At 50.0% G+C, this 25,840-nt stretch carries 19 protein-coding genes; 10 read left to right on the plus strand and 9 right to left on the minus strand.

Annotation, left to right across the window (positions count from 1 at the left end):
- The first annotated feature begins 181 nt into the window (after positions 1-181).
- Positions 182-1,387, plus strand: coding sequence for a molybdopterin-binding protein (locus Mal48_RS09415; RefSeq protein ID WP_145198326.1), 1,206 nt, complete (start codon positions 182-184; stop codon positions 1,385-1,387).
- 35 nt (positions 1,388-1,422) lie between these two features.
- Here Mal48_RS09415 and Mal48_RS09420 read toward each other — a convergent pair whose 3' ends face one another.
- Positions 1,423-2,880, minus strand: coding sequence for an enolase C-terminal domain-like protein (locus Mal48_RS09420; RefSeq protein WP_145198328.1), 1,458 nt, complete (start codon positions 2,878-2,880; stop codon positions 1,423-1,425).
- A gap of 89 nt (positions 2,881-2,969) precedes the next feature.
- Here Mal48_RS09420 and Mal48_RS09425 point away from each other — a divergent pair, with 89 nt between their 5' ends.
- Positions 2,970-4,694, plus strand: a complete 1,725-nt coding sequence (locus Mal48_RS09425) for an aryl-sulfate sulfotransferase (protein ID WP_145198330.1) — start codon at positions 2,970-2,972, stop codon at positions 4,692-4,694.
- A gap of 75 nt (positions 4,695-4,769) precedes the next feature.
- On the opposite strand, the gene Mal48_RS09430 is transcribed toward Mal48_RS09425, so the two are convergent.
- From Mal48_RS09430 to pruA, 4 genes are all read right to left on the minus strand, one after another.
- Positions 4,770-8,264, minus strand: a complete 3,495-nt coding sequence (locus Mal48_RS09430) for a DUF1559 family PulG-like putative transporter (protein WP_145198332.1) — start codon at positions 8,262-8,264, stop codon at positions 4,770-4,772.
- The gene (locus tag Mal48_RS09435; RefSeq protein ID WP_231739970.1) at positions 8,265-9,839 is read right to left on the minus strand and encodes a serine/threonine-protein kinase; all 1,575 of its coding nucleotides are present in this window, start codon (positions 9,837-9,839) and stop codon (positions 8,265-8,267) included.
- Entirely contained in the window at positions 9,839-10,561 is a 723-nt protein-coding gene (locus Mal48_RS09440) for an RNA polymerase sigma factor (protein ID WP_145198335.1), read from the minus strand. Before Mal48_RS09440 ends, Mal48_RS09435 begins: the two co-directional genes overlap by 1 nt.
- 195 nt (positions 10,562-10,756) lie before the next feature.
- On the minus strand, positions 10,757-12,373 hold the full coding sequence (gene pruA / locus Mal48_RS09445; protein WP_145198337.1) for an L-glutamate gamma-semialdehyde dehydrogenase: 1,617 nt from the start codon (positions 12,371-12,373) through the stop codon (positions 10,757-10,759).
- A gap of 383 nt (positions 12,374-12,756) precedes the next feature.
- Here pruA and Mal48_RS09450 point away from each other — a divergent pair, with 383 nt between their 5' ends.
- The 5 genes from Mal48_RS09450 (at position 12,757) to groL (ending at position 18,990) form a co-directional block, all read left to right on the plus strand.
- Positions 12,757-13,947 carry a M24 family metallopeptidase gene (locus tag Mal48_RS09450; RefSeq protein ID WP_145198339.1) on the plus strand — a complete coding sequence of 397 codons (1,191 nt, stop codon included), beginning with the start codon at positions 12,757-12,759 and terminating at the stop codon, positions 13,945-13,947.
- 533 nt (positions 13,948-14,480) lie between these two features.
- Complete coding sequence (locus Mal48_RS09455) at positions 14,481-15,482, plus strand: hypothetical protein (protein WP_145198341.1); 1,002 nt, start codon at positions 14,481-14,483, stop codon at positions 15,480-15,482.
- A gap of 361 nt (positions 15,483-15,843) precedes the next feature.
- On the plus strand, positions 15,844-16,296 hold the full coding sequence (locus Mal48_RS09460) for a hypothetical protein (RefSeq protein ID WP_145198343.1): 453 nt from the start codon (positions 15,844-15,846) through the stop codon (positions 16,294-16,296).
- 491 nt (positions 16,297-16,787) lie between these two features.
- Positions 16,788-17,102, plus strand: a complete 315-nt coding sequence (gene groES, locus Mal48_RS09465) for a co-chaperone GroES (RefSeq protein WP_145198345.1) — start codon at positions 16,788-16,790, stop codon at positions 17,100-17,102.
- A gap of 274 nt (positions 17,103-17,376) precedes the next feature.
- Positions 17,377-18,990: a chaperonin GroEL gene (gene groL / locus Mal48_RS09470; RefSeq protein ID WP_145198347.1), complete on the plus strand. Its 1,614-nt coding sequence runs from the start codon at positions 17,377-17,379 to the stop codon at positions 18,988-18,990.
- Between the two features lie 213 nt (positions 18,991-19,203).
- Here the strand turns inward: groL and Mal48_RS09475 are convergent, their stop codons facing one another.
- The 4 genes from Mal48_RS09475 to Mal48_RS09490 all read right to left on the minus strand — a co-directional run bounded on the left by Mal48_RS09475 (position 19,204) and on the right by Mal48_RS09490 (position 23,996).
- Positions 19,204-19,857 (minus strand): hypothetical protein, encoded by a 654-nt coding sequence (locus Mal48_RS09475; protein ID WP_197442201.1) that lies wholly within the window; start codon positions 19,855-19,857, stop codon positions 19,204-19,206.
- 840 nt (positions 19,858-20,697) lie between these two features.
- The gene (locus Mal48_RS09480; RefSeq protein ID WP_145198351.1) at positions 20,698-22,350 is read right to left on the minus strand and encodes a flagellar hook protein FlgE; all 1,653 of its coding nucleotides are present in this window, start codon (positions 22,348-22,350) and stop codon (positions 20,698-20,700) included.
- Positions 22,351-22,458: 108 nt separating this feature from the next.
- A complete protein-coding gene (locus tag Mal48_RS09485) occupies positions 22,459-22,830 on the minus strand; it encodes a flagellar hook capping FlgD N-terminal domain-containing protein (protein ID WP_145198353.1) in 372 nt (123 codons plus the stop codon).
- 29 nt (positions 22,831-22,859) lie between these two features.
- Positions 22,860-23,996, minus strand: a complete 1,137-nt coding sequence (locus Mal48_RS09490) for a flagellar hook-length control protein FliK (protein WP_145198355.1) — start codon at positions 23,994-23,996, stop codon at positions 22,860-22,862.
- A gap of 433 nt (positions 23,997-24,429) precedes the next feature.
- Between Mal48_RS09490 and flgB the strand changes: the two genes are divergently transcribed.
- The 3 genes from flgB to fliE all read left to right on the plus strand — a co-directional run bounded on the left by flgB (position 24,430) and on the right by fliE (position 25,599).
- On the plus strand, positions 24,430-24,732 hold the full coding sequence (gene flgB, locus Mal48_RS09495) for a flagellar basal body rod protein FlgB (RefSeq protein ID WP_231739971.1): 303 nt from the start codon (positions 24,430-24,432) through the stop codon (positions 24,730-24,732).
- A gap of 88 nt (positions 24,733-24,820) precedes the next feature.
- Positions 24,821-25,267 (plus strand): flagellar basal body rod protein FlgC, encoded by a 447-nt coding sequence (gene flgC / locus Mal48_RS09500; RefSeq protein ID WP_145198360.1) that lies wholly within the window; start codon positions 24,821-24,823, stop codon positions 25,265-25,267.
- A gap of 5 nt (positions 25,268-25,272) precedes the next feature.
- Positions 25,273-25,599 carry a flagellar hook-basal body complex protein FliE gene (gene fliE / locus Mal48_RS09505; RefSeq protein WP_145198362.1) on the plus strand — a complete coding sequence of 109 codons (327 nt, stop codon included), beginning with the start codon at positions 25,273-25,275 and terminating at the stop codon, positions 25,597-25,599.
- Positions 25,600-25,840: the final 241 nt, after the last annotated feature.

A 25,840-nucleotide genomic window follows, 5' to 3' on the forward strand; every position in this document is an offset into this window, starting at 1 on the left:
GCGAAACGGGATCGTCGTTGAGAATGACCGCATCGTTCTCCATGAATGTTGCGAGCGGGGCGGACTTAAAAGAGTGTCCTAATTCTTCCGGTTCTGAAAAGACCGATCAGCATGAATTCATGTCCATCAAATAATCAAAGCTCTCATTCGATCTCGAGAGACGACTCAGGAATCAGACTCAATGTTTGCAGAGATCATCGCGATTGGTACCGAGTTAACCTCAGGGGCGAAACTCGACACCAACAGTCAATGGCTAAGTTTGCAACTTGCTGAACTCGGTATTCCGGTTCTATTTCACACAACGGTCGCTGATGATCTGCAGGCAAACATTGATGCACTGAAAATCGCCGCCGGGCGAGTCGACTTCATTTTCGTGACTGGCGGTCTTGGACCGACTCTGGACGATTTAACACGTCACGCCATCGCAGGTTTACTCAATGTGGATCTCGTCGAAGATGCTGCATCCATGGAACATCTGGAAGGTTTTTTTGTTTCACGCGGTCGAGAAATGCCAGAGCGAAATCGTATTCAGGCAATGTTTCCAGCCGGTTCAACTTCGCTTGTGAATCCAGTCGGGACCGCTCCAGGAATCTGGGCGGAGTACCCCAGACAAGGAGCAATGCCGTGTATGGTTGCCGCCATGCCGGGAGTTCCGTCTGAGATGCATAGAATGTTCCAGGAGCAGGTTAAACCACTTCTCCCCGGAGGGGATGTTCTTATTCGTCGTGCCCGCATTAACTGCTTCGGCATTGGAGAGTCCGCAACGGAAGAAATTCTCGGCGATCTAACAGCGCGCGGAAATGATCCCGAAGTCGGTATTACCGCGCATGAAGCAACCATCACTCTACGCATCAATGCACAGGGCAGCAACGAAGCAGAGTGTCTGGAGAAAATTGACGGAGCAAGAAAAATTATTCGAGCCAAGCTTAGCGAGTTTGTTTTCGGAGAAGAAGACGAAGAGTTAGAAGACGTCATTATGCGAGACCTGGTCAAACAGGGCAAAACATTCGCCACTGTGGAGCACGCGACCGCTGGGCTGCTGGCTCAGTGGATTGCTCATGTTCCAGATGCGACTGATTGTTATCGCGGTGGAAATGTCTCCGTTTCGTCTTCTGGAAGTTCAGAAATTTCACTCAAGGCTCAAGCGGAAGACTTCAGGAAAGCCGTCGATGCTGATTACGTGATTGCAATTGGTGGAGAGGCGATTCGAACAAATGAATCGGGGCGACTCATCTCGGAAATCCCGATCGTGCTGATCGGCGATTCCGTCCGTACTCAAGAACTTCTCACTTGGACTGGCAACCCGGCTATCACAAAAGGTCGAACTGCAAAATGTGCGCTGAATTTGCTACGTCAAGAATTAATGAAGAAGTCAGAGCCCGCTTGATGTGGCGAAAAATCTTTCCACGACGGGGGCAGCGATCACTCTGAATGCCGCAGCTTCACCCACTCGTTCATGTTCATCATTGAATCCCAGTCAGGTTCGTTAGCAATTCCAAATCCAGAACATTGCAGGCTGGCACAATTGACTTGGCCATTTTGGATATTGAGGAAACCTTCCCCATCTTTTTCTACATAGAGATCTGGATGGCTGGCTAAAGCGTTCGCTCTGTCTTTCTCAGAGAGCATGGAGAGTCCAAAGTTGTAGTGGTGGCCGTTTCTTTCGCAGTGTTCGATCCCCAGGATTCCCAATGTCGTGAAGTCCTGCTGAAGTGGGACAACGGGTAGGTTTTGCAGGTCTTCGGCACTGAGGAATGTTGAACGGCCTGTCTCTGCTCGCTTCATCATGAGTGCGTAATTTGCCAGCGACTTGAAAACACCTTTGCAGTTCTTGTGCGATGTACCGTCGTAGCCGATGTCGAGCGCCCGGCGGTAAGAATCGGTCGTGCCGTCCGATTCATCGATCAGTAATGACTTTAGCTCTGCCAGTCGCGTGATTGATTTTTTCGTGCTGGGATCGAGTGTCAGCTGCCGTCGAAGAGGTTGTTCAATGTATGCAACATGCTGGAACATTCCCGTTAATTCACGATCAAATCGAACGAGAAATTTTTCGAACGTTTTCAAATCGTCAAATGCTTCGTTGGCATCCAGCGTAATCACTGGTGCCTGAGCGGAAACGATGACATCCCAAATTGCGGAGAGTCGTTGCAAGTCTTGGTCAGGGCTTCCCGACACTTTGATTTTAAAGTAACGGATACCATCTTCGCGGACATACTCCTCAAGCGTTTCTGGGAGACCATCATTCGCACGATTTGCAGCATTCAGGTCTGCCTCGGTAAGTGGATCGGAAGAGCCAATCGTGTGACGAATCCAAAACTGCGAAAGTGGACGCTGCGGCAGTGATTTCTCAAATGGAAAGCCTTTGAGTTCCGGATGAATTGACGCGGCTTCAAACCCGACTTGTCCAGTCTTGACCATCTCGAAGATCGACTTCTCATGAGCTCGACAAAAGGCATCGAGAACAGCGCGCTCAAATTGTGCAGATGCATAGGATGACGTTAAATCCTCCTGCTGCATCTCTCTTCCTCGTTGCATGATTTGCGGATGTGCTTTCTCCCAGAATTCGAACGGCGTTTCGAACTCCCCAATCGAAAGTGCGATCTCTTTGGCATCGTTGAGAAGTTGAACAAGTTCTCGTCGTTTCAGATCAAGCGATCGTCCTGGACGTTTATCAAGCCAGCGCACTGAAAGTCGATCACCGGCGCAACCGAAAGTTTCGTTCCCCTCAGAATCTTGAAGCACCAGCCGGATGTGTCCCAACGGATTAAGCAGACCTTGCTGCGATTTGTTTTCCTGTTTTTTCTTTCCGAGGGAAAACAGCATTCGTCCCGGTTTTGTTTCACGAACGTAAAGTTCGATCTTTTTTATTGAGTATGACATTGACTGGCTTTGATGTGAGGTGAAGGTTTGAAGAATGGGTGTTAGAGTGTACGGAAATTTTGACAGTTAGACCAATTTCGGGACTGAAAATGTTGCGTTTCTATCTCATTCGTTTTTTTCTGCAACCACTGTCTCTCCTGACATTATGCGGTGTCGTTTTGTCAACGAGTTTGCATGCCCGGGAAGGCGAAGCTGACACGAACGATTCGTCACTGTTTTCGGCGATCCCGGTTGTCTCTCCCAATCCTCAGTGGAGAGCACCGCTCGTGGCCTATGTTGACGTAACGGCAACGAAGCCCGTCATCGCGTCGCTGGAAATCACAGACGGAAAGAGTTCATGGACAATTGAAGGGCCGAAAAAGTCGACACGCCAAATGCGCCTCATTGCACATAGTCTTCGCCCGGATCGCAAGCACGAAATCAAAGTTCGCTTGACAGATCCGGAGACAGGGCATTTTGAGATCAGCAAACCGCTCACCTATCAGACAATTCCGCTTCCCCGCAATTTCCCACCGATCAAAGTCACACATCTTCAGCCGGAGAAAATGGAGCCTGGGGTCTTATTGTTTCCGATCAATTTGTGGAGAGACGATACGAGTGTGATGGATTATGGTTATTTGATCGCCTTGAATCAGCAAGGGGAGATTGTCTGGTTCATGCGAACCGGGCATCGGACGGCGGATGTTCGATTGCTGAAAAACGGCAACATATTGTTTCAGCATGGCAATTACCGCTATGCGTTTGAAATCGATTTAGTCGGCAATCTTGTTCGTCAATGGCACACAGCCAGATTGACTGATGCACCGAATCCAAAGTCGATCGCGGTGGATATCGACACCATGCACCACGAAATTGCGCAGCATCCTAATGGGAATCTATTCACTCTCTCGACGGACCTCGTCAAGTTCGACAAGTTCCCCACCAGCGTGACGGACCCCGAAGCAGAATGGAAACCTGCACATGTTGTCTGTGATCAGCTGATTGAATTTGTTCCGTCAACAGGCGAAGTTGTAAGACGTGTCGAGCTGAAGGATTACCTGGACCAAACACGCTTCAGCTTTTTATCACGGGGTGGGTTCTGGAAACCGAAATACAACCATCTGATCAACGGCTACAGTCGAGACTGGTGTCACGCCAACGGATTGCTTCTCATTCCAGAGGAGGATGCAGTCATTATCTCGTTCCGGCATCTGGACTGTCTTGTGAAGTTTGATCTCAAACGCGAAGAGATTATCTGGATTCTGGGAACTCCTGACGGTTGGGGGGAGGAGTGGCAGAAATACCTTCTAAAACCGGTGGGCGACGATTTCGCGTGGCCGTACCACCAGCATGGTCCTCAACTGACACCGGACGGCAACATCCGGTTGTATGATAATGGAAACTATCGCACTCGTCCGTTCAATACACCGCTCAAAGGAAGTGAAAACCATAGCCGCGTCGTGGAATTCAAGATTGATGAAAAAGCAAAAACTGTCCAGCAACTCTGGGAGTACGACGGCTCACCGAATGAAATGTTCTTCTGTCCCTTCTACTGTGAAGCAGACCTGATGCCAGAGACCGGAAACTATCTCATTACGGATGGTGGACACGTCGAACTCGATGATGGGACGCCCTTCAACGAAGTCCCCGGGAAGCATCAGTGGGCCAGGATTTTCGAAATCACTGGCGACGAAAGTCATGAAAAAGTGTTCGAGGTGAAATGCGAAAGCCCGCTCACAAGCCCCTTCGGCTGGTCTATTTACCGCAGCATGAAATTGAAATCGCTCTCGGATATCAATGTTGAGGAGCAGATGATCCGCAAGCAACAGCCTTGAGCAACCTCTTCGCCACGGTAGAACGCGTTTCTCCTGTAAGCTCGATCGAGATGTTTATCTTCACCGAGGTCAAGATTAGTCCTTCGTTGATGGTTCGCTCTCTTTGGGCTTTGCTCGGCTGCTTTGGATCGCGTCGATCAACGATTTCGTGACGTCTGAAGCTTCCTTTGGTCCGGCGTCGATAAACAGATGGCCGTCGTCATGTTTTAATAAATAGACTTCCTTCCGATTGCGTACAATTTTCTCGATCTCTTCAGACAATTGTTTTGTTTCGACATCGCTGGAGACCGAGACAGTGTCGTTACGCACCCCACGTGAAACCGAAATCTGATCGGCAGTCGGAAGTTTAAGGACAGCCTCGATAGCCTCGACTGATTTTTCGATCAAGGTTGCGTTGCTGACGGTGTAAGAATCTTTTCCTCGCGTGATTTTCGCTCGCTGATCAGCGGGCGATTTCACTTCTATCGGTGTGTTGTTAGTAAAAGGGGATGAGGGAATCGAGCTTGGTGGGACAGAAGTTTCTTCAGGCTGTATTGGAGTGACCGGGATCGTGCGCTTTGGCGTTTCATGCGGCCTGAATGTTTTTTTCAAACCCTTTGGATTCTTGATTGCCACAAACAAATCGCCAGGAAGGATCTTTTCGTTCTCTTCTTCTTTGATGATGATACCACTCAACACTTCGTCGTCCTGCCTGTGGATTTTTGCGGAGCCAACTGGTCGTAATGTGAACCATTTTCGTTTTGATGGTTGTAAACGAAAAATGAAAACTGAACTCTTTTGGTAGTCCGATTCAGTAAATGGTGTCTCCTGCTTATGATTCTTCATGATCTTGAGGGCAATTGCATTTGTTATTTGCGGAATGGTCGCATGTTGTTGATGATGCGAAGCAGAAACGCTTCCAATGATATAAGTTTCTTCGTCTTCCAGGTCATAATTACCGCCCAACTTGGTGAATGCCTCCTTGATTCTTGGCTGCAATTCCTCGATTGAATACCGCGTTGCATCAGGAGTCGCTTCCGAAGCTGAGAGTGACCGACCTTCATTTGATGACTGACTTGCGAAAGATTCTGCGTCAGGTGCGATTGTCGGCTTCAAGGCGAGTTGGAGACGCTTGACATCATGTTCAGCTTGAATCGCTTTTGACTTTGCTTCTGTCACCTGTTGGAGAGAGGCGGCACCATTTAAGTATTGCTCCTGGATTCTTACAAGATCTTCTTTTACCAGCTTGTCAATCTGCTCGGCAAGTTCGAGATCGAGTCGAAGCATTTCATGTGATTTTGGGATTTCGAAGGATGATTTCGCTTGATCAGGTGTTTGATCGATGATTCCACGTTGAAGCGCGAGTTCTGCCCGCTTGTGTGCAATGGCAGCCTCGTTGACAGCCAACTCTTTATTGCTCAGTTCCTGAGATGACACGAGATTTCGCTCAACTGCATTTTTCACCTCTTTCAATGCTTGCTGTGCAGCTTCTAACTTTTGCTTCGCAGCCAAGACTTCAAGATGAAGAATTTCTTTCTCTAACTGCCTGGTTTCTGGAAGAGTGTTTGAGGGAGTAAAAGGATCGAAAACTGGAACCTGAGCGGATGGATTTTTGGGTGGTTGCGGCTTCACCGGTTGAAGCAACACTGTCCCGAACGCGTTTACGATTGGTGGTAGCTTGGTTGGCAGACCATCTTTCATTTCGAAAAAACGGCGAATCTGCTCTTCGTCGGTCTCTTTCTGAATTCGGCGAACCGCTCCATCGATGAAACCTGCATGAAAACCGGTCTCTTCATAGAGTGGAAGTTTGGGGAGTGGCTGGTCGGGGTCGTATTGTAAGTCTTCGGGTTTGGTCCAGGGAATTTTGAGATCGAGTTCAACCAGTGCGATGGTGTTCGCTGTACCGTCATGGACGTCGGAGTATTTCGAACCCGCCGGGTTGCCGAAAAGTGTCGAGTATTCTGGCTTCCCGACCTGCCTTTTCGATTCGGAGACAACGGCATAGAAAGCCGAATTTTGCGAGTCGCTCGGATCGAGTGCCGAGCGGTAAATGTCCGGCATTTTCGCCAGCAATTTCTTGTTCTGTTCACTGTCCCAAGGTTCGTCAATTCGATATTGGCGATATAGTTCGTCCTCACCCAGCCAAGGCAACAATTCGACCCTCCAACTAACTTTGGGAAACGGTTTGATTTTCCCCGGGCCATCGAAAATGACTTGTGTAGTGATGCTTTTTGAAGCTGGTGGAAAGTGCCCTTTCGCTGCGTGGTAGTTCAGCAAAGCCTGATTCAGTTTGGTCAGATTGTGCACCGATTGCTGGCGAGGTGTGACGACGAATTCTCCGTTGTTGGAACTTAAAAGAACTTCGACAGCACGAGTGGCATCGGTCTCGGTTGGTGCTTCTGGCGGTAGCCTTTTCCCAGCTTGTTCAGTTTCAGGTTGCTGTTGTGGTTGCATCGGCGGTACTGGAAGGATGGGCGTCGGTTCTCCCTGGGGAGTTGCCTCGACAACACTTAGTTTTTGCGTTTTGAGTTCTTCCAATCGTCGCTGCACGAGTTCTGCACGCCGCTTTTCTCGAAGTTCCAGTTTTGTCTCAATGGCAGCGAGACGGCGTTTCAAGTCGGTCACTTGATTCTTGAGAAGTTGTTGCTCAGCCTCCCAGAGTTCTTTGCTGAGTTGTTCAAGTTCGCCAGCAAGTCGTTTTGATTCTGGGCCGGCCTCAGTGGTTTGGGGCTGTGCGAAGTAGTCAGCTTGGGCATCGTGAACTTGTGCAACTAAACTTTGGTAGAGATTTTCTGGATGGTTCACAACGACCGGCTGGCGAATTCCAAGCTCCGATTCCTCTATGAAATCGCCATCGTTTCCAGGTTCTGATTTTCCAGCCTTGCGATGTTTTTGTTTCTCCATTCCGCTCAGTAGTTCTACAATCTCCCGTTTGCAACGATGGACGACTGAAGCTCTCCCACGCATTGAATATAATTCGTTGAAGATCGGTTCTTTGGACAACTCGCAATCCCGAAGGTATCCATGGAATTCTGCGGGTTTGATCTTCGAGTTGCGAAAATTCATCGGCAAGCGGATGTACAACTGAACGTCGGAGTGCGTTTTGACATCTGCCTGAATTGCCTTCACAAGTGCCTGAAGCTCTTTGTCGAAATCTTCTTCGACTACGATATCAGCATTGAAGACAACGCCGCGCACAGTGGTCTGAATATCGAGTTCGTCCTGAACTTCAGGAAAGTTCTCGTAGATTGCATTAGCGAGCGGGCCGACAACATTCTTCGGGACAGCGATGAGCCGATAAGAGGTCGATGTAGACGATTCAGTTCTTTGTTGGTCACGATGGCTATCCCATACGAACTCGGGGAAGGTCTCTGAAGTTTCTGAATAATTGATTTTGTTCGTGAAAACGGGAAACGGAGGCGGATCGTCGTTGCTCACTTTCTTTGCAGTGACAGGAGACGGTGCAGGCTCAACCTTTTCCGCTGGCTCAGACAGGGCTGACTGTTTGAGAAGTATGACAAAGATCATCGCCACCAAGCATATCGCATTGACCAAACGGAAATTGACATTCAAGCTTGATTTGAAAATCATTTAGTTTGTCCTTAATTCAGGTTCGAATGCCGGATTGAATTGGGGAGGATCAAGGAGTTGCAAGTTCGATTCCATGAGTTTGAGATCATCTTGCAGCGACTGAACATCGTCGAAGAGATCTTCGAGTTCACTGATTTCTTGATCGGTGAGCGGAGCTTGAACTGCGATTTCAACTGGCTCAGCTGTTCTGACAGGGGGACTATCGTCGGTTTCTGCGGGGGCGTAGGCAGACACGAGAGGTTCATTCTTTGACGTCACTGAAGGGGCGACTGTCTCAGTTTCGGAATGGTTTGCAGTGATTTCGTTTGGTTCGTGATTGAACCACAAGCTGCCGACGACAACACAAATCATGATGCCGGTCGCAAGTGAAGAAGTCACCCATTTCGGCCAGCGTCGTTTGTTCCACGCGTTCAACTCCGCTGGCAGCGGTTGCAGGTCTGGTTGTTGCAGGTGTGCCAGGCATTGTTCGAGAAGATTGGCCGCTTCTTCAGCAGAGTTAATTCGATCGTCTGGATTTTTACTTTGTAGCGAAGCAATCAATGTCGCCATCCAACTTGGGATGTCCGGATTGATTTCGCGGATTGGACGAGGTTGCGTGTCAGTGATTTTTCTGAGGATTCCGTAGCTGGTCTCTGCTCGAAAGGGTGGGCGTCCGGTGCAAAGCGTGTAGAGTACACTCCCCAGGCTGAACAGGTCACTTCGCTGATCGAGTCGCTCCCCGCGAGCCTGTTCGGGGGACATGTATTGAGGCGTTCCGGCGAGGACGCCCGACTTGGTCATACTCGCATCATCGGCGGCGCGAGCCAGGCCGAAGTCGGTGAGAATGATGCGGTCAACATCTTTCTCAAGCAGAATGTTGGCAGGCTTAACATCTCGATGAACAAGTCCCTGAGCATGTGCGGCTGCCAGGCCTCGACAGACCTGAAGTCCGATGCGTACGACCGCAGAGACCGGCAACGCTCCGTCGCGGTCAGACCGTTTTTGCAGCGATTCACCACCGATATACGGCATCACCAGAAACGGCAGGCCGTTCGCTTGAGAGACCCGGTGGATGGAAACAACATTTGGATGCACGACCGAAGCAGCCGACTGACCTTCTCGCGAGAAACGATTTCGAGCGGCTCCGGACGTTGCAAGATGAGGGGCCAAAACCTTGATCGCTACGAATCTGTTCAGTGCAGATTCGAATCCTTTCAGGACAACTCCCATACCGCCGCAGCCGATGACTCCGACGATTTCATATCCACCAAATCGACCGATCATTTCCGGGTAGTCAGTCGGTAGAAGTTGGTCCATCACACCGGCAATCGATCCACGAGGGATGGCGCCGTCGTCGGTCTCAATCGCTTCTCCATCCAGCGTGGCCTGTATTTCCAAATCGATCTCGTCAGCAATAAGAAAGTCCGAAGCGTCTCGCCACCAGTCTGGATCAGCGGCGTTTTGTTCAAGTTTTTTTTGACAAGACTCGCAGCGGTCAAGGTGTGAGTGAAACAGCTCTTCTTCATCGGGTTGCAGTACCTGCTTCAAAAACAGATTCAACATTTCGGGATTACAAGAAGATCGAATTTCCGGCATTATTCGTCCTCCTTTGTGAGTTGCGTTACGACTTCTCTCAAGCGTGACATGATTCGACTACGAGCCGCATAGAGCGCCCCGATGGAGATTCCCAGAGATTCGGAAACTGTTTGCGACTGCTGGTTTTCGACCGTTGTCAGCCAGAATGCACGCCAGCTTGTTTCGGTGAATTCATTTTGCACGATGCTGGCGGCGTGTCGAAAGGTCGCCCGGCGATACTCTTTTTCAAGTAACTCATCGAGGGAGTGGCTATCAGGAATATGGTTGACGCGGGCTTGGCTGGACGACGTTCCTCCCGTGGCTGCATCGGGGCGTTGTCGACTAAGTGCGTTGATCACTTCGTTGCGGGTGACGAGAAGAATCCAGGCGCGGAACGAGCCTTGTTTGCCGACTTCGTCCCACTCACGGACTTTGTGAGCTGTTTTCTGAAAGACTCTTTGCGAAAGGTCTTCCGCATCGGCGGGTTGAAGTCCTCGTCGGCGTGCAAAACGATACACCGCAGGGCGGTAGATCGATTCAAACTCTGCCCAAGCACCGTGGTCACGAGGATCGCGAACACGAATGAGTAAGCTGCGACGAGTCGTGGGCAGTTCCGTCACAGTCGCCGCTTTTTTAGCAGGGTCCACTCGATGTGCAGGCAAATTCGAAACCTTTCGATTCCTGCGCTGTCCGGGGTAGTGTCTACGTTTGTCAGTATCCACCACTTTAAACGTCAAGTCCATCTCGGCGTTGTCTTCTCACAGTAGGAGCACACATCAACGTAGAGAATTTGACACGAAAAATCTGAATTTACAAAAAAAAACGCCACGCACTTTCGTAAGTGCGTGGCGAATCGACTTTGTCTTTTGAGTCTGTTTTCGAAAACTGATTCGGTTTAGCGACCTCATCGAATTCATCAAACGAAGTCGCCCACTCCCCTACTCTTCGTCAGAACTTTTCGGTGCGAAACCTCGCCGCATAGTGTTTTCTGTAATGTTGACCGGGAGCATGAATTGTTGCAGGTAATCCGGGCCGCCCGCTTTCGAGCCGATCCCGGACATTCGGAAGCCGCCGAATGGATGGCGCTGGACAATCGCTCCTGTGATCTCGCGATTGAGATACAAGTTTCCGACGAGGAATTCTTCGCGAGCACGTTTCAAGTTCTTCGGGCTGCGAGAATAGACTCCCCCGGTGAGAGCATAGGCGGTGTTGTTGGCGAGCTTGAGAGCGTGATCCATGTCGCGTGCTTTCATGACGGAAAGCACAGGACCAAAAATTTCAGCTTGTGCCAAGCGGGAATCTTCTTCAAGAATGTTGAAAATCTGAGGCCCAATGAAGTAGCCGTCGTCGCGGTCAGACAGGTCAATCGAGACGATTGTCTCGCACTCTTCGGCTCCGAGTTCGATGTAATCATTGATGCGGTCGTATGCCTCTTGATCAATGACCGGGCCGAAATCAATTCCGGGATCATCCGCCGGTCCGATCACGAGGCTTTCGACGGCATTGACGAGTCGCTCGGTGAATTCATCGAAGATTGATTTCAAGACAATGACGCGGGAGCAGGCAGAGCATTTTTGACCAGCATAGCCAAAAGCGGAATTGACCACCCCCTGAACGGCGTCATCCAGATCGGCGTCGTCATCGACAATGATTGCGTTTTTGCCTCCCATTTCGGCAATCACTTTTTTCACGTTGAGTTGCGCCGGGACTGTTTCCGCTGCGAGTTTGTTGATTGACAGGCCAACTTCTTGTGAACCTGTAAAGACAACGAGATCAACGTCTGGGCTGCCAACGAGGACTGGCCCCAGTTCTTCTCCATTCCCAGGAAGAAAGTTGAGGACTCCAGTCGGCAATCCGGAATCGCGAGCGATTTCCATCAGCTTGGCTGCAACAATGGAGGACTGTTCTGCAGGTTTCATGACCACGGTATTCCCCGTCACCAAGGCTGCGACGGTCATTCCGGTCAGAATTGCGAGTGGGAAATTCCAGGGAGCGATGACCACGGCAACGCCTCGTGAGCGGTAGAACAAGCGGTTCTCTTCGCCCGGGTAATCACATGCTAACTCAGAGACGAGATCTCGCATCGCCAGAGAGTAGTAACGGCAGAAGTCGATCGCCTCGGAGACTTCGGCATCTGCCTCTTTCCAAGACTTGCCGCTTTCGTGAATCATCCAGGCTGCAAGCTCGAATCGTCGAGTCTGCATCCCTGAGGCGATTAATTCGAGATATTCCGCGCGATGGTCTGCAGGAATTTTTTGCCATTGAGGCCAGGCTCGCCTCGCAGTTTCGATCGCCTGTTCCGCCTGATCCCGGTTTGCAGAGGCGACGGTTCCGAGAACAGTCTCTTTTGACGATGGGGAACGGGAAATGATGTGCGAACGGCTATCCTGGGCTTTCCCGTCAATGTTCAACGGATAGTCGGCACCGAACAGAGCCTCAACATCTTTGAGGGCCTGCTTCATATCCTCGCGGTTCTCCGCGCGGCTGAAGTCGGTATTCGGTTCGTTTTCAAATCGTTGAACATGAAACAGGTTCGGACGATCTTCCGTTGACATTCCATTCTCCGTCAAAATTACCCGTCATCATCAGGGCAGAAAGTTCTCGCAGGCACTAAATACTCAGCAGCGTAAATACCAGGCTTGTGCGCGGAGTCCGGGCACAAGCGTACAATGTATTACGTGTGGAGCTTTAAAGTCGTAAGTTGTGCAGGATGTTGAGGTTTGAGCGTTCCGTCAAGGACACTTGGCAGAGTGATTGAAAAGTTCCGCGACTTTAAGAGAAAAACAACTTTCTGAACCATCAAGACTTTGTGAATCCTTGGGAAGACAAGATCTACCCCGCTACACTAAGGGTGTTCTTCTTCCAAAATCATCTTATCAATGAAATCAATGTCGACCAATCTGTGCTCTTGTGGATTTGTCGTCGAAAGGCCAGCAACATGTTCGACCTTCCTGCCATACAGCAAGCGTTACAGCAATTCGGTCTCGATGGCTGGTTGCTTTACGATTTCCGTGGAAGCAATCAGTTGGCGCGGCGAATCATGCAGCTTACCGATGATTCGATGGGATCGCGAAGATGTGCGTATGGAATCCCAGCTAAGGGAACGCCGGTTCGGATTGTTCATCGCATTGAGGATTCAGCATTGGATCACCTTCCGGGGGAAAAGCAGATCTATTTGCGTTGGCAGGAGTTTGAAGGAGCCCTGGAAAGTTTTCTGAATGGGAAAGATCGCGTGGCGATGGAGTACTCGGAAAAAAACGGAAACCCATATATTTCCCGCGTCGACGGGGGAACGATCGAGTTGGTCCGATCTTTTGGAACAGAAGTCGTCTCGTCCGGTGATTTGATTCAACTTTTCGAAGCCGTCTGGAGCGACGAGCAGTGGAAGATGCATCAGGAAGCATCTGTTCTCACGAACGCAGCGTTCGAACTTTCCTGGAAACTCATTGCGGACTCGGTGCGAAACGGCGAAGGTGTCGAAGAGAAGACTGTCTGTGATGCAATCATGGACCATTTTCACAGCAACGGAATGACAACCTATCATCCCCCGATCGTCGCTCGTGGGCCACATAGCGGATTGCCACACTATGAAACCGGAATGGGTCAGGAGACTCTGATTCGCAAAGATGATTTCGTGCTTATCGATCTCTGGGCAAAAATGGATCGCCCCAACAGCGTCTATAGCGACCTGACGCGGACTGGATTTGTCGGAGAAGAGGTCCCTCAGAATTACACAAAGATCTTTGAGATTGTCGCTGCGGCTCGGGATGCGGGGATTGAAAAAGTGAAAACTGCGATGGCAGCTGAAGAACCACTTCCGGGGGGGGATGTCGATGATGCCGTACGGAATGTGATTGAAAATGCGGGTTATGGAGAGTTCTTCGGGCACAGAACTGGCCACAGTATCGGTCAGGAAGTGCATGGAAACGGGGCTCATCTCGACAATCTGGAAACTCGCGAGGATCGGCAGATTCTTCCGCAGACATGTTTCTCAATCGAACCGGGGATCTATCTCGAAGAGTTTGGAATCCGCAGCGAAGTGGACGTTTTCGTTGATGCACAACGGCAAGTTCACGTCACCGGAGGACTCATTCAACAGGCGGTCATTCCAATTCTCAAAGAGTATTAGAACTGACTCGAAAGGCTGGATTTGTGCTCTAAAGCATCTTTCGAAAAGGTTTGCAGGATCTGCCTCGTGGCGAACGGCATTTTTACTAGAGAAATGCGTTCTTCACGAGCACACGGGTGGCAAACTGCTCTAAAGCACAGGAGGAAATGTCGATTCCACAAATTTCAGGGCTGGCGCGATTCTATTTTCAGTACTTGTCTTGGTTGTGATGTCACTTTCATGGCTTCTCATCACGAGCCTGGACGTCGTAGCCGAAATCGGATTTTTTTAGTCAATCAAAGAACCACACAATTCAATTCTCCTGCATATAAGTGGCGTCATATCTTACCTGTTTTACCTGAGCCGGAATCCTTCCGAAACGGTACACCTGCATAAACAGAACATCCGATAGGATAGTCAGCAGCGCTCTTTTGACAGGACGAGTTCAATAGAGCGTTGATGTGTGAAAACGGCGAATTCGTTTTCGGTTTGAGCGGAGGTCGCGTGAGTTGCTCTCACCAGCGATCATGGAATTCCAGGATGGAACTAGATCGATGCTTTTTCGAACATTAAACCTGCTCCCAGTTCTGTTGTTGACGACGCCTGTTTTACTAGCACCTGCGGTGTCATTGGCTCAGGTGGTTCCAGGGACAGGGACTCTTATCAATACAGATGATTTTGAGAAAGACGATTTTGAGTTCGAATTGAACTGGCCAAAAAGTAGCCGCGAAGAGGACAAAAACGTTCGGTATCCTTTAGGGAAATCGTCGAACGGAATGTGGTTCGAAAGCCCCAAACGGGGGATGCCAGATGTGCTCAAACGAGTGGAAACGCCAGCTGGTGGGATCGAAGGTAGTCTGGGTGCACTCTATATGCGTTCGCGAGACACTGGAATTCCAGGTCGTCCAGGCTTCAAACAGGCTCAAGACGATTTGATTATGTCTGCGAAGCCGATGACGCTCGGGTACTACCCGAATTACACTGTTCGAGTCTTTCTTCCCGATTGGGATCAATGGGAACAACGTCGTGGTGTCTCCTTTGGAATCCGAGCAGGAATGCAGGGACCGCAGGAAAAAGAAGTTGAAGGGGGCTTTGGACGACGTCTGTTTCGTCGATTGAATCGGACTGAAACAAAGATTGAACCTTACTATCCAGGATTCTTCATTCACTTTACGCCTAAAGATGATCCAACAAACAAGACTGGCGAGGCCTACGCGAACATTTTGATCCGTGCGAATCACTTGGGGCACGAAGTTCCAGGCCCAGTGATCAAGCAACCGGGCTGGTGGACCTTCGGGATGAGTGTCACCCCGGATGGCCGTTGTCACTACTATGCCAGCCCAGGTGTCGACGATCTCACTTCAAAAGACCATATCACGACGCAGTTTCCGTATCAGATTCAGGGAACGCACTTTAACACAATCTTCTTTAACGTCTGCTCTGCTGACGACGGGAAGTCATGGTCAACGCCATGGATTATTGACGATCCGAAAGTCTTCTACGCATCCGGAAGTCAGACGCAACAAGCTCGTCGATCCGGCTCAACGTTTCGTTAAGGAATCAAGATAAAAGAGAATTGGACCACGCTGCGAATCGTCGATTCGCAGCGTGGTCTTTTTTTATTCATCGAATGAAGTTGATTTGTGGGCGGAGTCGGTTTGCGTTCAGGTTCTGGATCGTGCTGAGTTGCATTTTTGTAAGAGAAATGAGTTCTTCACGGGGACTCGGTGGAGCAAACTGCTCGAAGTCGCTGGACCTGTCGCCATCTTTGTGTTGGTCAAAATTGATTGCGCAAGCATTCAATTTTGATACAAACTGCGGATAGAGACTTCGCTGCCTGTTCGATAGGATGCAGGTCAACGCTGTTTCTCAGAATCATCACTCCGCCTCTCAACCCGACTCACGCTTTGGATCATCATGAGTTCTTCAGAAGTATACCGCGAACATGGAATTATGTTTACGTACCCCAGTGGTTGGAGCCTGGAAGAGTCTGTTAGTGATGGAGACGATTTGACGATCTCGCTGACGGATGGGATTGCGTTTTGGACGCTGACTCTTATGTGGGAGCGTCCTCCGATCGAGCGAGTTCTTTCTGAAGCCAAAACGGCATTCGATGAAGAATATGACGAACTCGATGCACTTCCGGTGCAGGAGAAAATTTCACTCCGTGACTCCTCCGGGTACGACATCAGCTTTGTCTGTCTGGAGTTGATCAATCATGTGTATTTGAGGTGTTTTCGTACGGGACGCTTTACTGCGTTTATCATGTATCAGATGACCGACCACGAACAGAAGTACTACGAGCCCCTCTTCAAAGAAATCACAGAGAGCATCGATGCCGACCAGGATGGCGATGTTTTCATCGGGTAGTTTTGCGTCAAAGTACGTAATATAGAGCAGCTTGCTCTTACCGTGTGCCCGGTGAAGAACGCATTTCTCCAGTAAAAATGCTGTTCGCCAGGATGCAGAACCTGCAAGCCAATTCAGAAAGATTCTCTAGAACTGATTCTGAAACGTCAAATTGCTCTCTCAAACGTTGAGAAAAGCGGCGGAGTGGAAAAAAGACTGGCTTCTGCAGAAGAGGATTTCAACGCTCTTGTCAGAAATGTCGCTTAAGCAGGGCTTCTGCCAGAATGACAGAGCTGACGCGTGCAACCCCTTCTCAACCGCCAAAACGTGTCGCTTCTCGAATTGGAGAAGTGCCTAAAGTGCATTATATTAGCAGTTTACGCATCTTTTGAGATTGTGGCACGCCATTTGTATTAAGTTTCATCAAGCATACCGGCGGTACGTGCAATCATGTCATTCGTGAGGCAAAAGCACCCCGCATCCATATTTAAACTGTGTAGGAGTGGTCATTCATGGCGAAGAAGGCCAAAGCGTCTGGCGGAACGAAAATTGTTCCTCTCGGAGATAAAGTCGTTCTTAAGCGGCAGGAAGCTGAAGACACCACAGCTGGTGGAATCGTTCTCCCGGATTCTGCCAGAGACAAACCACAACGTGGCGAAGTTGTCGCCGTTGGCGATGGGCACACCAAAGACGATGGCAGTAAATTGCCATTGACTGTCAAAGAAGGTGATCGTGTGATTTTCAGTTCATACGCAGGCGATGAAATCAAAGTTGGCGATCAGGAGTATCTCCTGCTCCGCGAAGGTGACATCCTCGCAACGTATTAAGTCACTCTCCGGAAACCTTTGTGATGAAGGCTTTTCGGGTCAGTGTTCAATCTTCTGACAAAACCTGCAAAGTGATTTTCGAGAAATCGAATAAGAATGATTTCAGGGACACGGCGAAGTTTGTCAGTTTATTGAAATCATTGAGAGTTGTACCGTAGAAGAAAATTTACTCTCAGTGAAAAACGTTCAACCGTCAACGTAAAACATCCTTCGACGTTGCATTCGTCGAACTCCATACAACAACAATCAACTCAAAATATGAGGAGCCAAGACCATGGCTAAGATGATTGCCTTCGATCAGGAAGCTCAAGAAGCGATGCGACGCGGCGTGAGCAAACTCGCCAAAGCCGTTCGTGTTACTCTCGGCCCGAAAGGCCGAAACGTTATTCTCGAAAAAAGCTTCGGTTCTCCTACCGTCACCAAGGACGGTGTGACTGTCGCCCGTGAAGTTGAACTTCCCGATAAGTTCGAAGACATGGGAGCTCGCATGGTTCGCGAAGTTGCCAGTAAAACTTCCGACGTCGCTGGAGACGGAACGACAACTGCCACTATCATGGCAGAAGCGATCTACAACGAAGGTCTCAAAGCTGTCGTCGCTGGTGTCAGCCCGCTCGAAATGAAGCGAGGAATTGACAAAGCTGTCGAGCAGGTCACCGAGAAACTTCGCGAAATGGCAATTCCTTGCCGTGACAAAAAAGCGATTGCTCAAGTTGGAACTGTTGCCGCCAATGGCGATGCCACAATTGGAAAAATCCTGGCAGACGCCATGGAAGCTGTCGGTAAAGATGGTGTGATTACAGTTGAAGAAGGCAAATCCCTGACAACAGACTTCGAAGTTGTTGAAGGAATGCAGTTCGACCGCGGATATCTGTCACCTTACTTTGTGACTGATTCACAAACGATGGAATGTGTTCTCGAAGACGCTTACGTCCTCGTTCACGAAAAGAAAATCAGCAACATTAAAGACCTCGTTCCGATTCTGGAAAAGGTCGTTAACGCTGGCAAGCCACTCTTGATCATCGCTGAAGATCTTGAAGGGGAAGCACTTGCGACTCTCGTGATCAACAAGCTTCGCGGAACCTTCAAAATCGCTGCTGTCAAATCACCTGGTTATGGTGATCGACGCAAAGCGATGATGCAGGATATCGCCATCATGTGTGGCGGACAGGCGATCTTCGAAGATCTTGGCATCAAGCTCGACAACCTGCAGTTGTCAGATCTTGGTCGTGTCAAGAAAGTTGTCATCGACAAAGACAACACCACGCTCATCGAAGGAGCTGGAAAGACTGCCGATATCAAATCACGTATCGATCAAATTCGTCACGAGCTTGAAGCATCAAGCAGCGACTACGATCGTGAAAAACTCGAAGAACGAATCGCGAAACTCTCTGGCGGTGTGGCTCAGGTCAACGTTGGAGCAGCGACCGAATCGGAAATGAAAGAGAAAAAAGCTCGTGTTGAAGATGCACTGCACGCAACCCGTGCTGCTGTGGAAGAAGGAATTCTTCCAGGTGGTGGAGTTGCGTTGCTGCGGGCTTCGCTCAGCGTTGATCCTGGCAAACTGACCCACGATGAAGAAGTTGGTTACAACATCATTCGACGTGCCTGCCGCGCACCACTGACACAGATTTCCAACAACGCCGGCCAAGACGGCAGTGTGATCTGTGAGAAAGTTTCCGAACAAAAAGGAAACGAAGGCTACAACGCAGCGACTGACGTCTACGAAGACCTTGTGAAAGCAGGCGTAATCGATCCTGTCAAAGTGACACGAACCGCTCTGCAGAACTCTTCAAGTGTCGCCACTCTGTTGCTGACCAGCGATGCCCTCATCGCCGAGAAGCCTAAAGACGACGACAAAGGTCGAAGTCACGACGGCGACCTCTACTAAGGTCAACGTTGACTAGATCGCCCCGGGCCAGGGTGATTGATTGAAACCTAGAAGGCCCTGAGCGTAAATTACGCTCAGGGCCTTTTTTTGTGGCTACAGAATTGCCATTGATGCTTCGATGGTCCTTAGCTCTCGGCTGGTGTGAGAGGCGGTTCACGACCCGAATCCCTGTAGGCTGGTGACGATCAATTGGTTGAGATCAGACACATCCTGTTAACTCGCCAAAGCGAGGATTTTTAACGAGACCAGTCGTTGGATAGCTTCGAGGAAAGTTTCTCGTTCCTCTTTTGGAGTCTGTTTCAGTAGCGTTCGTAGTTTTTGTGGCCCTTGTTCGAGTTCCCGAATAATTTGCTCTGACTGTTCATCGATGACTGCGGTTCGAACAGAGCCCGCAGCTGGATAGAACAGTACGGTTGCCGGGATTGGGGACTCATCTTCGATGAAAGCGTGTGTGTCAAAAGTTGCCCAAACGTGCACCGGGTTCAAGTAGACAAGTTCCCCGAGATGCTGGGCAGAATGTTTTTGAAACGGCTGACTGTTGGAAAGCATTTCCTCATACCGTAAGTGGGCGATACGTTGTTTCAGTGCGACGAATTCGACAGCGTGTCGTGATTGCTGATTTACAATCATGTCTCGCTGCTGGTCTGTTAACTGGACTTTGCTTTCGAGCCATTCCAGAAAGCGTTCGCAATCCCGATTTGGTGTGTCTCTTCGATTGCGTTTTTCAACTTGTACGTACTTTTCGATCAGCTCGTCGAAACCACTCAATCCGTCTGCCAGTAAGGCACAGGCATCTTTCAACTCGTTGAGGCGCTTTGATTTCATTAAGGGGCGAAGGGCTTCAGCGGTGGGAGCTTGAATCGGCATGTTCGCACTTTCATGGGAATAAAGTCTGAGGGCTGTGGTCATGAACTTTCGTGTTTCTTGTCTCGGAGAAGCGTGCTTTCATGTGATGAATCACTCACTTCTACGAGGCTGAACACGAACATCTTTTCAAAGCTGGTCTGAGGCAAATTAATTTTTGTCGTCGTGTCCTGTGGTGTCGCAGCAGAGGTCATTGCTAAGTAGGGAGTTCGCAAAGACCCTGTGCGACACCGTTTCAAATGATTCTTGATTCTTGATTTTTGATTTGCTTCACTTGGTTTGCTTTGATTAGTAAAAGAGCCCCCCGCTCCCCCCGAAGTCGAGGGACTCTTGCGTCATCATTGGCAGCAAGTTGAAAATTCGACTTGCCGAAATGACGTTGCTTCGAATCAAAGTGCCAGCCTCTTCTCAGGAATGTCCCTCTTGCACTTCAAAGGGCTGGCTATCGTGATCGCCGAGCATTACTGCTTGACGTGAAATCTCTGAGAGTGAATCAAATGCAGCCTTGGTGCCACACTGAATCAGAACTTGAGAGAATGTCCCTAACTCTTCAGGTCGCGAGAGTTACGGCAATGCTAATCAGCAGAATCCGTCAAGTCGGGTGACATCACTCTTCAGACTTGAGGAGTCACTTTGACGACAGGTCTTGTTCGGTGGAGAAAACAATCAGAGTTGATGACTTGCAAATTCCCATGGGCCGCTTCGCTGAAAAAACCTGAACAAGTGGTCGAAATCGAGTCAGTTACACAATTTCAACAGGCTTGTTCGGGCTTTTTGGCGAAATTCTGCGGAGTACGATTGTCCCGATCCACAAGCACTCTTACATGTGAAGGCCGGAGGAAGTTATCGGATCAGGCTGTTGAGTTCCTGAAGGATTTCGTCGGTGACGGTAATGGTTCGTGCGTTCGCAGAGAAACCTCTTTGAGCAAGAATGAGTCGTGTGAACTCGACGGCGATATCGACGTTGGAGTTCTCAAGTTGCCCCGAAGCAATTCTCCCACGTCCGCCTGTTCCGGGTTGGCCTACGAAGGCATCGCCGCTGGCGATGGAGTCGGAGAAGAAATTATTTCCCTGAGCAGACAGTCCGTGAGGGTTTTTGAAAGTTGCTAATGCCATTTGTGCCAGTGGAAACCTCAGCCCATTGCTCCCGACACCTTCAATCAATCCGTTCCCTTCAACATTGATATCGACAAGGGTTCCGGTTGAGAAGCCATCTTGTGTCGTCGCGACAGACGATTCCCCCGGGATAGATGTCAGTCCACTGAGTGTGCCGGTCGACCCGAAGGTCATCTGCACCGCCTGTGGATCGGGTTGTCCGGTGAAATGGAAAACCAGTTGAGAGTCGGGGCCGGTCACACCGGATATTGAACCATCTGGGGCGAAAGTGATCCCTTCCACGGTCGCATCAATCAGGGAACCTTCCGCCGGATCGAGATCGGCAGTCATCGTCCAGGTGTTATCTGTTTGCTTTTTGAATTCGAGACTCACCAGGTGACCATCTCCACGTTCATCGAACACTTCGATCGCTCCGCGAACGGTGTCGCCAACAGAACCTTGCTGGCTCGTCAACACTTGAATGGCCGAGAAGTCAATCACACCTGTGTTGCCAGCATTCTCGGAGAGGTTCAAGCTGAGCATCGAAAGTCCTCCATCGATTGCTGTGACTTCAAGTTTTCCATTTACAGAGAGAGTCACATCAGCACCTGCGAAAGCGGAGTCTAATGCAGTGACAAACTGAGCGACGGTTGTTGTGGAGTCGACAGCAATTTGCGTGCTGATGCTGGAACCGTCTGCGTCGGTCCCCTGAACATTGATGAAGTCGCCTGTTTGGAATGGAGTCGTCACACTGTCGAGGTTGCTCAACAGCGTTCCCCCTGCGACTGGTAACCCTGATGTTGTCATCGCTGTTGATTCGAGAATTTGGCGAACCGATCCATTCGCTGCAGACGAAAGATTCCCAGAAACACTAGCGGTTTCTGTCGCACGCCCTGGGACGGTCGCTCCAAGGGGGATCTGAATACTGTTGTTTCCGGGTGTCTGGAATCCAGGGAGCACGGCACCTGTTTCACCGATGTTTCCAAACCGCTGAATATGGAATCCAGTTGAGGAATCGACCAGAAATCCGTTGTTATCAATGTTAAACACTCCAGCACGAGTGTAAAGCGGACCCCGTCCCGAGTTCGCGACAAAGAAGCCTTCACCATCAATCGCGAAGTCGAATCGAGACGCCGTTGTTTCCAGAATCCCCTGTCCAAAATCGATTCCGACCGAAGCGAGTTTACTTCCATTCCCGATTTGCGTTGCATTTGAGCCACTCACAGCCCCGACTCCTCCTCCACCGCCAGCTTTCACTGTCTCGTAAAAGACGTCCGAAAAATGAGCACGCCCCGTCTTGAATCCGACAGTGTTCAGGTTCGCAAGATTGTTCCCCACCACTTCGATCATGTGTTGATGTGATGCGAGACCAGAAACGCCGGTGAGAAGTGAGTTTGCCATGGAAGAGATCCTTTTGAAAATGTATTGCCAAGCACGCAGTTTGCGTCTTTGACGTATGAAGTCCGAATGGGGCGATGAATGCTGCTCTAAGCGGTATTGAATCTTTGTTTAATCGTGAGCAATCACTGCATCGACAGCTGAAAGCGGGATCTGTTGGTCATTGACAAGCAACATCATCTGGCCACCAATAACACGTGTTTCCTGAACTCGCCCCCGTGAAATTTCACCGGACGTCGCATCCTGGAATTCGATACTGTGCCCAATTAGTTCGGTCCCGCGACTCAGAGTTTGCAGCTTCAGGAAGTCTTCAAACTGCAGGTTGAGGTTCTCGACGCCCTCGACCACAGAAAACTGTGCTAACTGTTCAATGAATTGTTGTTGCCCGACCGGTTCCAGAGGGTCTTGATACTGGAGTTGTGTGACCATCAACTCGAGAAATTGTTGCTTGCCAAGTTCTGCGTTGAAGCCTGAGATCGCCATCGTTTCATCCTTGAAAGAGTCGTGAAGATTTACGCCATAAAGTCGTGTGGATTCGTGGACTGTGTTCTTGTTTGCACAGACGACGAGTTGGAGTTGATTCCCGAACGGCTCGGTTGATTGCCCAGCCAGTTTTCGTTTGTCTCCCAGTCATAAAATTGATCGGACCGTTGAAACTCTGAGCGATCACCAAGCTCCATGGAGAGTTCAGACTGCTCAGGCTGTTCAGATTGCAGCGACTCGGAAAGCTCTGTTTCGTGATGTTCCAGAAGTTGCTGAGTCGTCGGATCGATTGCCACAATACGCATCATGAGTCCTCCTTCGGTTTTCTTCAGCCGCACGAGAACTTCCCCCAGTTCTGGAGGGTCGAGGCGGACGGAGAAAGAAGAGTCGATTTTGCTCTGAGCAGCGGAGAGCTGAGCCATCGTCTCTGCGACAACTTTTTGGATCACTTTGCCTGCGACTGAAGTAGGATCGGTGATCGAACTGAAGCGGTTTTCATCGCCCCCAATCAATGAACTGTTTTCAAAGAATGATAAGTGCTGAGAGTCGCCCTGCTGTACTGGATTTAGGAGCTCATTGTTTGAGCTCTGCGGATGGTTTGCTTTGAGGTCGACTGGATTTGGTGAATCGGAGTTCAGTGAACTTGCTGCTGAGAAGTGTTCTCGCGATACAGAGAGACGATTTGTTTTCCCGGCATCTGTCGAGTCGACGAAAGCGGCTTCGGCCTCTGTTTCTTCAACTGTGTATTCACCCATGTATTGCGGTAACAGTTCAGCTTGGCTGGGAGCGAAGTTTTTATATTGACTCGCTTCTCCTGCGAGTGAGCTTTCTACCTGCGTTGCTTCTGTGATCAGAGGCGTTTTCGCCAGCAAGGGTGCTTTCGTAGGTTGTTCTTCCGTCAACGGAGAAGAGATCGTTTCGATTTGTCCCGCCGAGAGTTGGGCCTGTTCAGCAGGTTGAAGTGGACTCTCTCCAATGCCTTGCGGCCTCAGCACCACGGATTCAACAAGGAACATTTGTGCGAAGATCTCTTCGAAATCCGAGGGGGCTTCGAATGAGTGAACTGGTGTTGGAGCCGTTTGTGCTGGAATGGTTTTTGTCGATGCACGAGAAGTCGATGATGATTCGATTACGGTCGATTGGGGGGAGATCAATGGCAAGGTCATGCGGAATCGCTTCCCTGAAGAAGTACGGATCAGTCACCTCATCAGTTATTGCAGAATCCGTTCCACAACAGCCCTGACTGAACGTCATGTTCGCAAAGTCGCGACGTTACTCATGTTAGTGTCAAGGCTTAAGGTGGCTGGCGATTCTTGGACGCAGTTGCTGACTACACCCTTCCAGGAAGAATCTTCCGCTTGTGTCGGAAAGACCTTCTGGTTTTCTGCTCACTATTTAAGTGAGCGTTTCATTCGACTTGACCAGTTTCTGAACTCCTTGCTGTCGAGCAAAACCCGTCGGTGTGAGTGAAATCACTTCACGCGGCTCAATTCCAGCCCTGCCGACAATACCGATTGGAATGATTGAACGCGTTGCTCCGATATTCAGGGTATGCTCCAGTTTCCTGAACATATCGAACGAGTTTCCGTCTTGGCAGAAGTGTCTGAGCTTAGGCACCGCGTGATCAGTCACAATATCGCGAATGTCAATACTCCGGGATATCAGCGACTTGACGTCAGCTTTGATGAGCACCTTTTTAAAGCAAGGCGGCAAGGACAAGCGTCGGAGGGGGCGGCCCCGTCGATTGTTCAGGAGCCGGGGGAGATCACCAAGATGGATGGGAATAACGTCGACATCGATTCGGAGATCGGCCACCTCAACCAGAATTCGATGGTGTTTCAAATGTACTCGCAGATCCTTTCCACTCACTTGAATACAATGCGCCGAGCGCTCGGGCAGTAACTGGCTGGCACGTTAGTTTCTTCGCCGGTCTCTTCGTGAATGCTTTGTGTAACGCTTAATGAAAATAGAACGCCAGGGAGGGCGAGTAATGAAAATTGGAAACGTCTTTGCGTCTGCGGATATTTCAGCGACTGGTCTCAGGGCAGAGCGAATGCGAATGGAGGTCGCCGCTGGGAATATCGCAAATGCCAACGCGACTCGCAGCCCGGACGGTGGCCCTTATCGGCGACAGCAGGTTGTCTTCGAAACACAGTTGCAAAGTGCACTGGGCGGAATCGTTTCACAGGGGAGTCAAAATCAACTGGGGGGTGTTGGGATAGTCGGGATTGAGTCCGACCGCAGTCCATTTCCCAAGGTCTACAATCCGGGCCATCCTGATGCAGACGCCGATGGCTTCCTGCAGATGCCGAATGTCGCGCTCCCGATGGAGATGGTCGATTTGATGACCGCCAGTCGTTCGTATGAGGCGAACCTGAAGTCGCTGGAGGTTTTTCGCAGGATGGCAGAACAAACTCTGGAACTGATGAGAGGATAACTGAGATGAGCTTACAGCCTTTGAATGCAGCGGCAATCACATCAAGTGGAAAAAATCTCGGAGAGTTGCAGTCCTCAAGCTTTCGTTCGCAAGTTGGCGAATCGCAACAGGGATTGCCATTTGCGGAACTCGTGTCTGACATGATTCATGAGGTCGATGCTCAGCAGCAAGTTGTTGCAGAGGATGTGCAGAGGCTTGCAAGTGGAGAGATTGACAACCTGCAGCAGGTCGCGACGAATGTTGCCAAGGCCGATTTGTCGTTTCGTTTCCTTATGGAAATCCGAGACCGGCTCATCACCAGCTATCAGGAAGTGATGCGGATGCAGGTGTGAAAATTCACCGAACACCTTCTCCGGTCCGCTTGATGTTGACGTTCACCTGGCGATTGATTCCACACTCTGTTTCTTCAGTGTTCCATGAGAACTCTTCGTGGTACGGGGTTTTTCAAATTTGCGTTCCTGTTCTGTCTCGTGGTTCACTGCACTTTTACTGTTGAGAAACGTTCTGCAGGTGACACGGTCGAGCAAATTGTTGTCGTGCAGAATGCTGTCGAGCAGGCAATTCACCGGCTCA

This window comes from Thalassoglobus polymorphus (assembly GCF_007744255.1).
Classification (GTDB): domain Bacteria; phylum Planctomycetota; class Planctomycetia; order Planctomycetales; family Planctomycetaceae; genus Thalassoglobus; species Thalassoglobus polymorphus.

Coding starts and splice junctions, on each gene's coding strand:
- Mal48_RS09475 (WP_197442201.1), bottom strand. CDS start 19,857: ATGCCGATTCAAGCTCCCACCGCTGAAGCCCTTCGCCCCTTAATGAAA.
- Mal48_RS09490 (WP_145198355.1), bottom strand. CDS start 23,996: ATGACCTTGCCATTGATCTCCCCCCAATCGACCGTAATCGAATCATCA.
- groES (WP_145198345.1), top strand. CDS start 16,788: ATGGCGAAGAAGGCCAAAGCGTCTGGCGGAACGAAAATTGTTCCTCTC.
- Mal48_RS09450 (WP_145198339.1), top strand. CDS start 12,757: ATGTTCGACCTTCCTGCCATACAGCAAGCGTTACAGCAATTCGGTCTC.
- Mal48_RS09430 (WP_145198332.1), bottom strand. CDS start 8,264: ATGATTTTCAAATCAAGCTTGAATGTCAATTTCCGTTTGGTCAATGCG.
- flgC (WP_145198360.1), top strand. CDS start 24,821: ATGAAAATTGGAAACGTCTTTGCGTCTGCGGATATTTCAGCGACTGGT.
- pruA (WP_145198337.1), bottom strand. CDS start 12,373: ATGTCAACGGAAGATCGTCCGAACCTGTTTCATGTTCAACGATTTGAA.
- Mal48_RS09425 (WP_145198330.1), top strand. CDS start 2,970: ATGTTGCGTTTCTATCTCATTCGTTTTTTTCTGCAACCACTGTCTCTC.
- Mal48_RS09460 (WP_145198343.1), top strand. CDS start 15,844: ATGAGTTCTTCAGAAGTATACCGCGAACATGGAATTATGTTTACGTAC.
- Mal48_RS09455 (WP_145198341.1), top strand. CDS start 14,481: ATGCTTTTTCGAACATTAAACCTGCTCCCAGTTCTGTTGTTGACGACG.
- Mal48_RS09485 (WP_145198353.1), bottom strand. CDS start 22,830: ATGGCGATCTCAGGCTTCAACGCAGAACTTGGCAAGCAACAATTTCTC.
- Mal48_RS09480 (WP_145198351.1), bottom strand. CDS start 22,350: ATGGCAAACTCACTTCTCACCGGCGTTTCTGGTCTCGCATCACATCAA.
- Mal48_RS09415 (WP_145198326.1), top strand. CDS start 182: ATGTTTGCAGAGATCATCGCGATTGGTACCGAGTTAACCTCAGGGGCG.
- fliE (WP_145198362.1), top strand. CDS start 25,273: ATGAGCTTACAGCCTTTGAATGCAGCGGCAATCACATCAAGTGGAAAA.
- Mal48_RS09440 (WP_145198335.1), bottom strand. CDS start 10,561: ATGGACTTGACGTTTAAAGTGGTGGATACTGACAAACGTAGACACTAC.
- Mal48_RS09435 (WP_231739970.1), bottom strand. CDS start 9,839: ATGCCGGAAATTCGATCTTCTTGTAATCCCGAAATGTTGAATCTGTTT.
- groL (WP_145198347.1), top strand. CDS start 17,377: ATGGCTAAGATGATTGCCTTCGATCAGGAAGCTCAAGAAGCGATGCGA.
- Mal48_RS09420 (WP_145198328.1), bottom strand. CDS start 2,880: ATGTCATACTCAATAAAAAAGATCGAACTTTACGTTCGTGAAACAAAA.